Source organism: Corynebacterium sp. ZY180755, from assembly GCF_054331495.1.
This window is the reverse complement of sequence record NZ_CM135811.1, coordinates 2,097,641-2,111,825: the sequence shown is the minus strand read 5'-3', so window position 1 is coordinate 2,111,825 and position 14,185 is coordinate 2,097,641. Positions and strand designations below refer to the sequence as shown.

Annotated in this window: 13 protein-coding genes and 1 tRNA gene; 11 read left to right on the top strand and 3 right to left on the bottom strand. The window is 56.4% G+C overall.

The annotated features are described in order from the left end of the window. Nucleotides 1-35: 35 nt before the first annotated feature. The 5 genes from pgm (at nt 36) to ACXM2N_RS09640 (ending at nt 3,913) form a co-directional block, all read left to right on the top strand. Nucleotides 36-1,694 (top strand): phosphoglucomutase (alpha-D-glucose-1,6-bisphosphate-dependent), encoded by a 1,659-nt coding sequence (pgm, locus tag ACXM2N_RS09660; RefSeq protein WP_458488183.1) that lies wholly within the window; start codon nt 36-38, stop codon nt 1,692-1,694. An 84-nt stretch (nt 1,695-1,778) separates the two neighbouring features. Beyond that, the gene (locus tag ACXM2N_RS09655) at nt 1,779-2,255 is read left to right on the top strand and encodes a DoxX family protein (protein WP_458488181.1); all 477 of its coding nucleotides are present in this window, start codon (nt 1,779-1,781) and stop codon (nt 2,253-2,255) included. A 19-nt stretch (nt 2,256-2,274) separates the two neighbouring features. Then, nucleotides 2,275-3,003, top strand: coding sequence for a DsbA family protein (locus ACXM2N_RS09650; protein ID WP_458491122.1), 729 nt, complete (start codon nt 2,275-2,277; stop codon nt 3,001-3,003). A 122-nt stretch (nt 3,004-3,125) separates the two neighbouring features. Beyond that, nucleotides 3,126-3,198, top strand: a tRNA-Ala gene (locus tag ACXM2N_RS09645). 394 nt (nt 3,199-3,592) lie between these two features. Further along, on the top strand, nt 3,593-3,913 hold the full coding sequence (locus tag ACXM2N_RS09640; protein WP_458488179.1) for a hypothetical protein: 321 nt from the start codon (nt 3,593-3,595) through the stop codon (nt 3,911-3,913). A 52-nt stretch (nt 3,914-3,965) separates the two neighbouring features. Here ACXM2N_RS09640 and ACXM2N_RS09635 read toward each other — a convergent pair whose 3' ends face one another. After that, complete coding sequence (locus tag ACXM2N_RS09635) at nt 3,966-5,480, bottom strand: SLC13 family permease (protein WP_458488177.1); 1,515 nt, start codon at nt 5,478-5,480, stop codon at nt 3,966-3,968. Between the two features lie 647 nt (nt 5,481-6,127). On the opposite strand from ACXM2N_RS09635, the gene ACXM2N_RS09630 reads away from it, so the two are divergent. From ACXM2N_RS09630 to ACXM2N_RS09610, 5 genes are read left to right on the top strand one after another with little or no spacing between them, the layout of a single operon-like run. Then, the gene (locus tag ACXM2N_RS09630) at nt 6,128-7,189 is read left to right on the top strand and encodes an iron-siderophore ABC transporter substrate-binding protein (protein ID WP_458488175.1); all 1,062 of its coding nucleotides are present in this window, start codon (nt 6,128-6,130) and stop codon (nt 7,187-7,189) included. Nucleotides 7,190-7,217: 28 nt separating this feature from the next. Then, entirely contained in the window at nt 7,218-8,210 is a 993-nt protein-coding gene (locus ACXM2N_RS09625; protein ID WP_458488173.1) for a FecCD family ABC transporter permease, read from the top strand. Beyond that, nucleotides 8,207-9,247, top strand: a complete 1,041-nt coding sequence (locus ACXM2N_RS09620) for a FecCD family ABC transporter permease (RefSeq protein ID WP_458488171.1) — start codon at nt 8,207-8,209, stop codon at nt 9,245-9,247. The genes ACXM2N_RS09625 and ACXM2N_RS09620 overlap by 4 nt, the downstream gene beginning before the upstream one ends. Before the next feature lie 2 nt (nt 9,248-9,249). Then, nucleotides 9,250-10,122: an ABC transporter ATP-binding protein gene (locus ACXM2N_RS09615; RefSeq protein ID WP_458488169.1), complete on the top strand. Its 873-nt coding sequence runs from the start codon at nt 9,250-9,252 to the stop codon at nt 10,120-10,122. 8 nt (nt 10,123-10,130) lie between these two features. Further along, nucleotides 10,131-11,078, top strand: a complete 948-nt coding sequence (locus ACXM2N_RS09610) for a siderophore-interacting protein (protein WP_458488167.1) — start codon at nt 10,131-10,133, stop codon at nt 11,076-11,078. Nucleotides 11,079-11,166: 88 nt separating this feature from the next. Here ACXM2N_RS09610 and ACXM2N_RS09605 read toward each other — a convergent pair whose 3' ends face one another. Together ACXM2N_RS09605 and ACXM2N_RS09600 are read right to left on the bottom strand one after the other, a co-directional pair. After that, complete coding sequence (locus tag ACXM2N_RS09605) at nt 11,167-11,787, bottom strand: MBL fold metallo-hydrolase (RefSeq protein ID WP_458488165.1); 621 nt, start codon at nt 11,785-11,787, stop codon at nt 11,167-11,169. A gap of 2 nt (nt 11,788-11,789) precedes the next feature. Beyond that, a complete protein-coding gene (locus ACXM2N_RS09600) occupies nt 11,790-12,887 on the bottom strand; it encodes an S-(hydroxymethyl)mycothiol dehydrogenase (RefSeq protein ID WP_458488163.1) in 1,098 nt (365 codons plus the stop codon). A 194-nt stretch (nt 12,888-13,081) separates the two neighbouring features. Between ACXM2N_RS09600 and ACXM2N_RS09595 the strand changes: the two genes are divergently transcribed. Beyond that, entirely contained in the window at nt 13,082-14,158 is a 1,077-nt protein-coding gene (locus tag ACXM2N_RS09595) for an ABC transporter substrate-binding protein (protein WP_458488161.1), read from the top strand. Nucleotides 14,159-14,185: the final 27 nt, after the last annotated feature.

Genomic DNA, 14,185 nt, shown 5'->3' with positions numbered 1-14,185 from the left:
AATAGAAAAAGAGTATTGATCGAAGGAGCTTACACATGGCACACGAGCGTGCAGGACAAGTTGCACAAAGCCAAGATTTGATCGACATTGCCGAAGTAGTCACCGCGTACTACACGCGCACCCCGGATGTTTCCAATCCTGACCAGGCCGTTTCTTTTGGAACCTCTGGCCACAGAGGATCCTCGCTGGACACGGCGTTCAATGAGCACCACATTCTTGCCACTACCCAGGCGATCGTGGACTACCGGCGCGCGAACAACATCGGTGGTCCTGTATACATCGGCCGCGATCCGCACGCGCTGTCCGAGCCGGCGATGATCTCCGCCATGGAGGTTCTACTCGCCAATGACGTCACGGTGCTTGTCGACGACCGCGGCCGCTACACGCCAACTCCTGCCGTATCCCACGCGATCCTCGCGCACAACGCGAAGCTTGCCGGTGGCGTCACCGGCACCGACCCTAAGCGCGCCGACGGCATCGTCATCACGCCATCGCACAACCCGCCGCGCGACGGCGGCTTCAAGTACAACCCACCGAACGGCGGCCCAGCCGACACCGACGCGACCGACTGGATCGCCAACCGCGCGAACGAGATCCTCGCGGGTGGCATGAGGGATGTTAAACGCACGAGCGTGTCTGGCGTTCTGGATGAACGTGCCCAGAAGCACAACTACCTCGAGAATTACGTCAATGATCTGCCAAACGTGGTCAACATTGACGCCATCCGTTCATCCGGTCTAAGTATCGGCGCGGACCCCATGGGCGGCGCTTCCGTGGATTACTGGGGTGCAATCGCAGAGACCCACAAGCTCAACCTCACCGTGGTCAATCCACTGGTTGACGCCGCGTGGCGCTTCATGACCTTGGATACAGACGGCAAGATCCGCATGGACTGCTCCAGCCCTAACTCCATGGCCTCCCTGGTACACAACCGCGATAAGTATGACATCGCCACCGGCAACGACGCTGACGCCGACCGCCACGGCATTGTCACCCCTGACGCGGGACTGATGAACCCTAACCACTACCTGGCGGTGGCCATTGACTACCTGTTCGCCCATCGCCCCGGATGGGGCGAGGGAACCGCCGTGGGCAAGACCTTGGTGTCGTCGTCAATGATTGACCGCGTGGTCGCAGACCTAGGCCGAAAGCTGGTCGAGGTCCCCGTGGGCTTCAAGTGGTTCGTACCAGGGCTTATCGACGGCTCCGTAGGCTTCGGCGGTGAGGAGTCCGCAGGCGCGTCCTTCCTCCGCCACGATGGCACCGTCTGGTCCACCGACAAGGACGGCATCATCCTCGACCTCCTAGCCTCAGAAATCACCGCCGTCACCGGCAAAACCCCATCCCAGCGCTACGCTGAGCTGGCTGAGAAGTTCGGTGCGCCGTTCTACGCCCGCACCGACGCCGAGGCCAACCGCGAGCAGAAGGCAATCCTGAAGGCGCTGAGCCCAGAGCAGGTCACGGCCACCACGCTCGCTGGTGAGAACATCACCGCCAAGCTGACCAACGCGCCGGGCAACGGCGCGGCGATCGGCGGCCTCAAGGTCACCACCGAGAACGCATGGTTCGCAGCCCGCCCATCCGGCACTGAGGACAAGTACAAGATCTACGCGGAGTCCTTCCTGGGCGAGGACCACCTGAAGAAGGTCCAAGCAGAGGCACAGGCCCTCGTCTCTGACGTCCTCGGCGGCTAAGAATGATAAAAGTTTCCCCTATCTTTCCTGTGAGAAGGTAGGGGAGCTTTTTTATTAACACAGCATTCGTTACTCTGGAAAATTGTGTCTGACAGTAAACTAAAGCGCCCAATTGGCTCCATTGTGTTGGATGTAGTCAGTTTCGTCGCACGCTTCTACATGGCCTACATCTGGATCAAAGCCGGCTGGTCAAAAATTGGCGACCACATGACGGTAATGCAGTCTGTCCAAGGCTACGAGATCTTCACCGAACAATGGGCAAGCTACATCGCCCGTGTCATCGGCCCACTGGAGATCGCCGGCGGCGTCCTACTCCTGCTGGGTATCTTCCTCAGATTCTCCGGTATCCTGTCCACCATCGTGCTGAGCCTCTTCATCATTGGCATCGCGCAGGCGTGGGCACGTGGAATCGTCACGGACTGCGGCTGCTTCGGCGCCACCGAAGTGGATGGGGACGTGGGCATGAATTACGCCAAGACCATCGCACGCGATGTGTTCTACATCTTCCTCTCCATGTGGACCGTCTTCCGCCCATTCCGCAAATTCGCGCTTCACGCTTAGACAGTCTTAACAACGCACAATCAAAGGAAACCTCTTGTCTACCAAGATCAAAAACCCTAATGAGAAGTCCAACGGCTTCCTCTGGGCTCTGCTCGCCCTCATCGTTATCGTTGCAGTAGTAGTTGGCTACATCGTCATCTCTGGACGCGACGCCAAGAACAATGAATACGCCGACCGGGAACGCGAGGCCGTATCCTTCTCCGCCAACTTTGAGGACAACGCAGTCGTGCTCAAAGCCGACAACGCCGGCGACGACGCCAAGGTAGTAGACCTTTACGAAGACTTCTCCTGCCCTCACTGCAGCTCTCTGGCTGAAGCAACCGACGCCGACATGAAGCAGCTTATCGAAGACGGCAAGGTCATCGTCAACATTCGCTCCCTCAACTTCCTCGACCGTGGCAACGCCGAAGGCTCATCCACCCGCGCCGGCGCCGCCGCCTACACCATCGCGCAGACCGGCGACGCCGAACTGTACTGGAACTACCGCACCCTCCTCATGGAGGAGCAAGACAACATCTACGGCCAGTGGGACAACGCCAAGTTCGGTAATGTTGCCGGCCAGCTCGGCGCACCCGAGGATGTAGTCACCCAGATCACCGACGGCGTCAACATGGGCACCTTCAACTCTGAGGTGGCAGCCGGTAACGCCACCAAGCTGGAAAAGGACGGCGGCTCCGTATCCTCCCCACGCGTATTCGTGGATGGCAAGGAAGTTGAAGACACAATGAACTGGACCAGCAACATCTAATCCGTTCGGTATCCTTCATTGAAAAACCCAGCTTCGCGGCTGGGTTTTTCTGCTATTTACCAGCCGTTTTGCCTATATCCCTTGGTGGGAAGTACTATCTACTCCGTAAGCAATTACGTTTCGGGGCTATGGCGCAGCTGGTAGCGCATCACACTGGCAGTGTGGGGGTCACGGGTTCGAATCCCGTTAGCTCCACCGAATAAGAATCCGCAGGTCAATCACAGCCTGCGGATTCTTTGTATTTGTGCAGGTAGGTTCGCTATTTCAATGGGAGTATCCCGGCTTAGAGCTCGTAGAATGGGCGCAGGCGCCCTCATTTTTGCGGTGCGTAGTGGTGCTTCAGGTGTTTTGCTCCCGCTTAAGGCCTGCGGTGGATTGCTTGACTATGGAATTCTCCGCTACTGAAAAAGAGGCGCCGGTACAGGTGCTGCGATACGGCTCACTGCTCCGACGGCCCCATTAAGCCCTAGCCGCCACCCCAAGACCGGGTATTGAGCTGTTGCGCAACCTGAGCACCTGCGGGAAAATTGCTCCGTATCACCGGAGCGCAGCTCAACTGCGCGTCATGATTCCACGGGAAGTAGGGTTCATGCGAGGAAAACTATTTAGCTCGTCTCTCACCGCATTGGTTGTCAGCTGCTTATTGATTGCTTATTCTGGGCGCCCCACTGATATAACGGCGGTTGTAGGATACGCAGGTCTTATATTTGCGCTCGCCTTAGCGATCTTCGGTTTCTATTACAGGGATAATCGAGATCAGCCGTTGGAAATTGGCCCAGAAGAGAAATCAGCTCTGCGCCAAGAATTTCTTAAAAATGGCGAGGTTAGCGCGATTAAAAGACTTCGGGAAAACCACCCGAATGTAAGTATCGTGGATGCCCGTGACGCACTACGCACCCTCATCAAGTAAAGCGCCGCGAGCATGAGGTCTCGCGGCGCTTGGGGCTAAATAGTTAAGCTTTTTACACTAGGCCCATCCAGTTCCAGTACGTGGCTGAGAAGATGAGTACCAGTACGTAGCCCACCAGGGTCAACGGGATGCCAACTTTGAGGAACTGCTTCGTGGTGAACGTACCCGTTCCATAAGCCAGCATGTTCTGCGGCGCGGAGACGGGCAGAAGGAATCCGAAGGAAATGACGAACTGCTGGATGATGATGAACCCGAGCCCCTGATCAGGGACCGGCAGGGTCGCTGCAAGGGCAATATAGATTGGGATCAATGCCGAAGCCAGCGAGGTAGCAGAAGCAAAGCCCAAGTGGATGACAATGGTAAACGCCGTAACCAGTGCGATGGTGGCAAGGAGAGGGAAGTTCTCAATCCCCAAGGCACCAAAGAGGGAGTTAGACAGCCACTGAGCGGCACCCGTCTTGAGAAGTAGCGATCCGAGCGAAATGCCGATAGCGAAAACGAGAAGAGTACCCCAGTCCACTTTCTGCTCTAGATCCTTCCACGAGTTGAACACTCCAACTCGTGGAATCAACAAGACACCGATAGCTAGGACGGTGATGGTGGCGGAGTCAATAGGCTGGAGAATTCCTTCCGTTGCCCAGAACAACAGCAGCAGAACAGAAACCACAATCAGAACGATTTCTTCCCGCTTGATCCGACCTAGTTCAGCAAGCTGCTGCTTGATGGTATCGCGGCCACCGGCGAGGCGGTCAGTTTCGGGCTTAATGCTCATGCGCATGATGAAGTACAGCGCGATAGACATCAGGATGGACCATGGGGCTGCCCACAGGAACCATTGACCCCACGTGACTTGCACACCCAAGCTCTCCTCAATAAAACCGATAGCCACAAGGTTCTGCGCAGCAGCCGTCTTGATGCCTACGTTCCAAATAGAAATAGACTGAACCGCACAAATGACCAGGAGGGCAGCCAAGTTTGAGGTCTTCGCTGCGCCGAAAGCCGCGATCATGCCGAGCAAAATAGGCAGGATAGCGCCACCGCGGGCAGTAGCGGAAGGAACAAAGAAGGCCAGCACAATAGAGATCATGATCGTGCCGACAAGCACATGGGATGTCTTCTCCCCGGCGATCCTGAGAATGCCCAGTGCTATGCGGCGGTGAAGACCGGTGACTTGCATTGCGGCCGCAAGCATCAAGGCCGCGGCGACCAGCGCCACGGAGGAGCTTGAAAAACCATCTAGGGCTGTCCCCAGGGCTTTGGATGTGCCTGTGACGGTGCTTGGATCTTCCTCGCTGGGCGTGAGCCCAATAAGGATAGCTATCAGAGCAGTCAGGATGATAGCGCTAATAGGGTAGGAGACCGCCTCCGTGACCCACAAGATAACCGCAAAACCCAATAACGCTAGAGCTATGTGGCCTTGCTGTGTGAGAGGAGTTTCACCGGTGCCTTGTAACGGCAGAAGCAAGATACCGATCAGGACGGCGAAAGCCAATCCAAGATATGCCGGTTTGAAGTGACTTATTTCCTTTTTCTTTTCTGCAACGTCAGGAGACACTGCTGTGCTCATGAGGCATGTCCTTTCATCTAAGGAGCTCGGATGGGCGGTGGGTGTAAAACCCTCATAATTTTACGTCCGGCGTGCACAATTTAATGAATCGGTTAAGTGAGAATGACCAGCTCAGATGGGATTGTGTGAGCAAAAGTATATTCAGCTGTCTCGGCTCAGCGTTCCCAGCTGCAGAGTTGCTGATTGAGAACATCCGAACGGCAAAACACGCCACCGCCAAAGGGGGTTATTACTCCTCCGAATGCGCTCAGGAACTGTAACCGAGGTGAGGTTTCCGCCTCACAGGGATGACTGAATCTCAGTTACTGAGCTGAAGCGGATTCGTGAGCTTGTGGGGCGCAGTTAGGCAGAGGTGAAGGATTACATTCAGCGCGCTGCGCTGCTGTAAAGCTCTAGCTGGCTTTGCGCGTGGAGAATCAAAAGGTGACGTGAATCGATACAAAGCACAATCTAGGAGGGGTGCCTGGGCTACTTGTGTGGGCGTTAGATGCAAACTCTATGTTGAAAGGTTAGACTACCCTAACTTACGTGTGCTACGTTGGCGTTGTTTCAGTACTTGGGCAGGATAAGCTCTGACTCCGGATCTCATCATCTGTGAGCAGAGTTGAAAACACCGCTCACCGGCTCATTCGAATAAGGGGATCAACTTGTCCACCACTCATCGTCTTCGTACCTCACTTACCGCGGTCGTTGCACTTGCCGCACTCACCTTGGGCGCCTGCAGTTCCGTCGAAGAAGCAAGCCAAACAAATGGGGGAGCTGCAGACCAGAACACCTCCGCTTCAGAATCTGAAGGTAAGACCGTTATCAAGCATGCCTTTGGTGAGACTGAAATCAACGGCAAACCTCAGCGCATCGCAACCGTTGCATGGGGTAATCACGAAGTGCCGCTGGCGCTAGGAGTTGTTCCCGTTGGCATGTCAAAGGCCACCTGGGGTGACGACAACGGCGATGGCGTCCTTCCTTGGGTAGACGAGAAGTTGAAGGAACTGGGCGGGGAGGCTCCAGAGCTGTTCGATGAAACGGATGGTCTGCCTTTCGAGCAGATTGCGAATACACAACCCGACGTGATTCTGGCTACCTACTCCGGAATTACCCAAGAAGATTACGAGCAGCTCTCAAAGATTGCCCCGACGGTCGCATACCCAGACGTTGCATGGTCCGCGACATACGAGCAGATGATCGAGATGAATTCCAAGGCCATTGGAAAGGAGGAAGAAGGAAAGAAGTACTTGGAGGACATCAATAACCAGATTGATGAGACCTTCGCTAAGTTCCCAGAGCTACAAGGGAAGAAAATTCTGTTCACCGCTTTCGGCCAGGATGACATGTCCGAAGTTGGCTTCTACACAACGCACGATACTCGAGTGAGCTTCCCACTGGCGCATGGCCTGGTTGCCCCTAAGGCCGTAGAAGATGCCAGTGCCAAAACCGATGAATTTTGGACAACGGTGTCCGCAGAGAATCCCGAGATGTTTGACGACGTAGACATCATCGTGTCCTACGGCTCCAATGACGAAGCAGAAAACCAAAAGCTTCTGAAGAAGCTGCAGTCCGACCCACTGATTGGCAAGATCCGTGCGGTAAAGGAGGGCAATGTAGCTTTCCTTGGCGAAGACCCATTGGCCGCGTCCGCTAACCCATCACCGCTTTCCATCCCATCCACGCTGGATGAGTACCTAGCTACGCTGGCGACAGCGGCTAAGTAACAGTTCGTTAAGGATAGGGTAATTCCACGTGAGAAGGGTATTGGTACTTCTTTCGCTAGTGGCCCTGCTGATATTGGCAATAATAGCCTCGATTGTTTTAGGTGCTCGTGACGTACCACTTTCGGCTGTTATTGCCGCGATCTCGGGGGATACGTCCAGCGTCGATGCTTCGGCGGTATCCACGCGCATCCCCCGAGCAGCGCTAGGGGTGGCAGTTGGTTCTGCACTAGCGGTATCAGGAGTAGCAATGCAGGGGGTAACGCGAAATCCACTCGCCGATCCAGGAATTCTTGGAGTACTTTCCGGCGCATCATTAGCCGTCGTCATAGGCTTAGCGTTCTTTGGTCAAATGGCGCAGAGCACCGGAACAATCCTCCTGGCCATTATCGGTGCGGCAATCGCTGCAGCATTCGTTTACTTTGTTGGATCATTAGGGCGAGGCGGCGCAACGCCGCTCAAACTTGCGCTCGCCGGGGCCGCAACATCGGCTGCAATATCGTCACTGATCTCGGCGATTATCCTGCCCCGGAGTGAAGTGATGGATTCCTACCGCTTCTGGCAGATCGGATCGATCGGCGGTGCTGAGTGGTCAACGCTTGTGCGGGCCATTCCCGTATTCGCGGTGGGGCTGATTATCTGCATGGTCAGTGCGGGGCTGCTGAACTCACTCGCGCTGGGCGACGATGTTGCAGCCGGCTTAGGCGTTAACGTCGGCGCCGCACGGCTTGGCATCTCCATTGGCGCAGTCATCTTATGCGGTGTTGCTACGGCCTTGGCTGGTCCAATTGGGTTTGTCGGGCTGATCGTCCCCCACATCATGCGCCACATCGTGGGAACTGATCACCGTTGGTTAATTCCAACTGCTGCTTTAGCGGGAGCCAGCCTCCTACTGTTCTCAGATGCGATTGGGCGGCTACTGGTGCGGCCAGAAGACCTCGATGTGGGCGTAGTCATGCCCTTGTTGGGAGCGCCGCTGTTCATCTGGATTGTGCGTTCACGAAAGTTGCGTGATCTATCATGAGTTCAACGTCACGCGTGCGCAGCGGCGCGGTGCACGCGTCCCAGCCACGTCGGAAACAACACAACGCCGCCGTTGCCGTTGCTCTTTTACTCCTGCTTGTCGCGTTGTGTGTAGTTAGCCTGTTGATAGGCGAGACAAACTACTCGCTGCGGGATGTTGTGAACGTTCTGTCTGGGCAGATCGTCCCTGGGGCCTCGTACGCAATTGGCGAGATCCGCCTACCGCGTCTCGCGCTGGGCGTACTGGTGGGCGTGGCGTTCGGTCTGGCTGGTTGTGTTTTCCAAACGATGTTGCGGAATCAGCTGGCGTCGCCAGACATCATCGGCATCTCAGCAGGTGCGTCCGCAACCGGAGTGGTGGCAATTCTGGTTTTCCGGCTGCCACAAACTCTAGTGAGCCTTTGGGCTTTGGTGGGGGCACTAGCCGTAGCCACTGGCATTTACCTCTTGTCTTACCGGAGAGGATCTTTTGCAGGAACACGCCTCATCCTTGTGGGTATTGGTTTCACGGCGATTCTCCAATCGGTGGTTACATTCGTTCTCTCGCGAGCGGCAGCATGGGATTTGCCCACTGCCACCCGTTGGCTCAACGGTTCCCTCAACGGTGCAACATGGGAACGCGTCATTCCGGTCATGGTTGTGACCATCATTGTTCTGCCGATCGTAGTGCTGCAGCTACGCAACCTAGAGATGCTGCGCCTGGGTGACGATACAGCAGCCGCGCTCGGCGTCCACGTCGGTCGTTCTAGGGTGATACTCATTGTTGGCGCGGTGACACTCATTTCTGTTGCCACCGCTGCGGCTGGGCCGATCGCGTTCGTGGCTTTCATGTCTGGGCCAATCGCAGCACGGCTGATGCGGGGAGGCATATTTATTCCTCTGGTCGCGGCCACTGTTGGCGCAGTGCTGACGGTTGGCGCTGACTTTATCGGCCAGAACCTGCTGGGGGCTCGATATCCAGTGGGCGTGATTACTGGCGTCCTCGGTGCACCCTTCCTCATCTATTTGCTCATCCGTTCCCACCGAAAAGGGATGTGATTATGACTGAAGTATCCGAATTCTCCACGGCTGGGGAAGATAAAACCAAACCCCGCGACGTGAGACAACCTCGCGCCGGGGTCCATGAGTTTGGTGGTCGCGACCTCACACTGGAGTATGACGGTTTTACCGTTTCTAAGGATCTGACGGTCGACATACCCATCGGGAAAGTGACCTCCATCATCGGCGCGAACGGATGCGGTAAATCCACCTTGTTGCGTGCTCTGTCGCGGCTGTTAGCCCCAAAGAATGGGTACGTATATCTGGATGGTGATAAAGCAGATAAGGTTCCGCGCAAGCAATTTGCCCGAACCGTGGGTTTGCTACCCCAGAATCCCATTGCGCCTGAAGGCATTATTGTTTCGGACTTAGTCGAATGCGGCCGCCAGCCATACAGGAGTTTGCTGGGGCGTCTTGATCATGCAGACGACACGATCGTCCGGCGGGCGATGGAAAAAACCTCAACCTATGATTTGGCCGATCGCCCTGTGGATGAGCTTTCCGGCGGCCAGCGCCAGCGGGTGTGGATCGCGATGGTGCTGGCGCAGGATACGGACATTCTTCTCCTAGACGAGCCAACTACCTTCCTAGATATTGCAAACCAGCTAGAAGTCTTAGATGTCATTGCACAGCGCAACCGTGAAGAGGGCACGACCGTGGTGATGGTGTTGCACGATATGAATCTAGCGTCGCGCTATTCCGATCACATTATCGCCGTGAAGGACGGAGCGATTGTTGCCCAGGGTGAACCACAGGATGTTTTCACCGTGGAGGGCATCCGAGAGGTGTTCGGCATCGAATCGCACATTGGTGTCGACCCAGTCTCTGGGGCTCCGCACGTTTTCCCTTTTAGCTCCCAACAAACACCTCAATAGGCCTGCATATGACAACTTATGTACCTGTCCACGCTCAAGTAATGGCTACTCAGCGGATAGGGGACTCTTACGTCCGCATCACATTCGGTGGCCCAGAGATGGCGCAGCTTGGATCTGACTACGCTGTCCTGGACCAGCGCATCAAACTAATCTTCACGGAATCCGGACGCACGCCTGAATTGCCGGTAGAAGGTGACTGGTACCAGAATTGGTTAGCGATGGATGAACGCGAACGTGGCGTGATGCGGACGTACTCAATTCGCGAGCAGCGCATGACCGCCGAAACCACCGAATACGATGTGGATTTCGTGCTACACGGGGATGGAAACGGTGGTCAGGCCGGCCCAGCATCTAGTTGGGCCGATGGGGCCACTGTGGGCGATGAGATTGTTCTGGTGGGGCCTGCTCGTACGAGCAATGGTGCTGCGGGGCATAACGGAATAGCGTTCCTCCCCGGCAACGCCAGCCATGTGTTCATGGTCGGCGATGAAACTGCGGTACCAGCGATCGGAAGAATTCTGAGCGATATCGCACAATCCTCCCCAGAAACAGAAACATTGAAGAGCGGCCTGGTGGTTATTGAGCTCCCATCCGATGCGGATATCAATGATCTCCGAAACGATTTCCATATTCCTACGGGATTCGATGTGGTGTGGCTAGCCCGCAACGGTGCGGCGCGAGGTGAAAAGACACACTTAGCCCTCGCTGAGGGTATTGGCGTGGATCATCGGCCAGAGGCTACCCACCTAGGACCACGTTGTGCGGTACACGGCGGTTGCGACGTGGAAGATCTCGTGTGGGGAGAGCCTAGTCACGTCACGGATAAGCACTACTTCTGGATCGCTGGCGAATCAGGAATCGTCCGCTCGCTTCGGCGGTTGCTTGTTAAACAGTGCGGCTTTAAGAAGGATCAAATCTCTTTCATGGGGTACTGGAAGGATTCGTGCCTCTGCTAGGCGCGAAAACAGTTCAAGGCGCTAGAGGCGGGGTAGTGGTGTCGCTGGGGTGCCTGAGGCGACGGCACCCCTAGCGGCAGGCGGCTACTTAGTAACCGCGCTCGATGTACTCATCAATGCGGGCTGCTTCAGCGCCCACGGTGGTGGCGTCGCCGTGGCCTGGGAGGACCGTGGTTTCAGCAGGTAGCTGGAACACGACGCCGCGCAGGGACTCGATGATCGTCTCGAAGGAGGAGTACTTGCGGCCGGTGGCCCCTGGGCCACCGTTGAAGAGCGTGTCGCCGGAAAGCAACGTGTTCTCCGTCGGCAAGTACAGGACGACGCAGCCCGGGGTGTGGCCCGGGGTGTGCAACACGGTGACCTTCTGCCCCGCGATGTTGAACTCCTGCTGGTCAGACAGCTGGGTGTAGGGTGCGTCGCCGTTGGATTCCTTCCAGAGCATGTCATCGTCCGGGTGGAGGTAGACCTCGCAGCCGAAGCGCTCAGCGGCCGCGGGGGCGAGATCGCAGTGATCATTGTGGGCGTGGGTGAGCACAATACCGCGCACGGTGCGCTCACCTACAGCGCGCTCCACGGCATCCAGGTCGTGCGACGGGTCCACGACATACACATCCTGTGCGTCGCCGATGATGTAGACGTTATTGTCCACATCCCACTCGCCGCCGTCCAAGCAGAACTTGCCACTGGTTACAATTGAATCGATCTGCATGCTTAAATCTCCACCACCGAACGCAGAACCTTGCCCGCCTTCATGGTGTCGAAAGCGCGCTCAACCTCATCAAGCGTAATGCGCTCGGAGACGAACTTCTCCAGCGGGAAACGACCCTGGTTGGCCAGATCCACATACATAGGGAAATCGCGCTCCGGCAGGCAATCGCCATACCACGAGGACTTCAGCGCGCCACCATGGCTAAAGAAATCGATGGCCGGGATATCAAAGCGGCTGGTCTGATTAGGCACACCCACCATGACCATGCGGCCGGCCAAGTCGCGAGAGTAGAACGCCGCCTGGGTGGTGGGCTCGATACCCACGGCGTCAATGGTGACGTCGGCGCCAAAACCGTCAGTGAGATCCTGAACAGCCTTCACGATCTCATCATGGCTCAGCTCCTTGGAATTAATGACGTGCGTTGCGCCAAACTCACGAGCCTGCTCCAGCTTCGAATCATCAATATCCACGGCGATCACCTTGGACGCGCCCGCAAGATGGGCGCCAGCAATAGCTGCCATGCCGACGCCACCACAACCGAAAACGGCAGCGCTCTCACCACGCTTGATGTCCGCGGTATTCACCGCGGCACCCAAACCAGCCATGACACCACAGCCCAGAAGACCCGCCGCAGCAGGGTCAGCATCCTTATCCACCTTGGTGCACTGGCCCTCATGAACCAAGGTCTTCTCCGCAAACGCACCAATACCCAGCGCAGGAGTGAGCTCCGTGCCATCCTCCAACGTCATCTTCTTCGACGCATTGAACGTGGCGAAACAGTACTTAGGCTCACCCTTCTTGCACGCACGGCACTCACCACACACCGCACGCCAGTTGAGAACCACAAAGTCACCTGGCTCCACGTGAGTGACGCGGTCACCCACAGTCTCCACCACGCCCGCTGCCTCGTGACCAAGCAGGAATGGATAAGCATCCTCAATATCGCCATCGCGGTAGGCCAAATCCGTGTGGCACACACCGCAGGCCTGGATCTTCACGATCACATCATTTGGGCCGGGCTCCGGAATCACAATAGTGACGTTCTCAACGGGCTCGCCCTTTGCCATGGACACAATTGCTTTAACAGTCTGATTAGTCATGCCCAAAGCCTACCCACGTTTTCACCTGACTGTTGATAATGAAAACAGATAGGGGAAACTTGCAGGTCAACGGCACGATGATTTAGGCTCATTGACAGTGTGCTTAGGCCCTTTGCGATCCTCTGCCACAGCACAAAGACATCGAAATCCATATCCCAGAGGACGCCACAGTAACGACATAGGGAGTCGTGATCATGGCACAACGCCACATTCGTACTTCAGGCGCAATACTCGCCACTTTCTCTGCCGCAGCGTTAACGCTTTCAGCGTGTGCGGACACGGGCACCATGGGCAAAACCATCACCAACGAGGCCGGCCAGGAACTTCGAGCAACCACCTTCATGTTGTCTTGGGCCCCAGACACCAACCACATTGGTGTATACGTAGCCAAGAACAAGGGCTGGTTTGAAGAAGCAGGCTTAAGCGTCAACATCGTAGCCGTAGCCCAAGCCGGCGCAGAGCAGGCAGTTAACAATGGACTCGCAGACTTCGCACTGTCCAACATGTCCAACGTTGGATCACTTAGCCTTAAAGGCGTAGACCTCAAGCAGGTACTCCAAGTACAACAACGCCCGAGCGCCATCTGGTGTGCGCTCGAGAGCAACGACAATATCACTCGCCCCAAAGACCTAGATGGCAAAACCTTTGCTTCCTTTGGCGCTAACGAGGATTCCGCGATACTCAAGCGCATGATCGAGGCCGATGGCGGCGAGGGCGAGTTCGACTCCGTCACCGTGGGCACCTCCACCTTCCAAATCATGGAGGCAGGTGAGGCGGACTTCGGCGGTTTCTATTCCACCTGGGAGGGGGTCCAGGCATCGCTCAACGGCCCAGATCTGAACTGCTTCCGCGGTGAGGACTACGGCGTGCCGGGCAACCCCAATGAGATCGGAGTCATCACCAAGGCAGACACCGTCGCACAAGACCCAGAATTCGTTCGCGCCTTCGTCCACGCAGCCCAGCGCGGCTACGAGTACGCCTACGAAAACCCAGACGAGGCCGCAGAGATCTTGGTCAAAGAAGCCACCGACGCCAACATCGACCCGCAGTTGGCTAAGGACTCCATGAATCTCATTGTTGATGAGCAGTACTGGGGCGATCCGGCCGCCATTGTCGACGGCTCCTTCGTCCTAGGGCAGGCAGATATCCCCGCGGCGCAGGAGTACTTTGACTTCATCGCTGAAGGCGGTACCTACACCGACGAAAATGACGAAGTTACCTTCACCGCGCCACGCGCTGAGGACTTGGCCACCGACGAGTTCCTTCAGTAGGGGACCATTGCCCGCACCTTCGGCCGT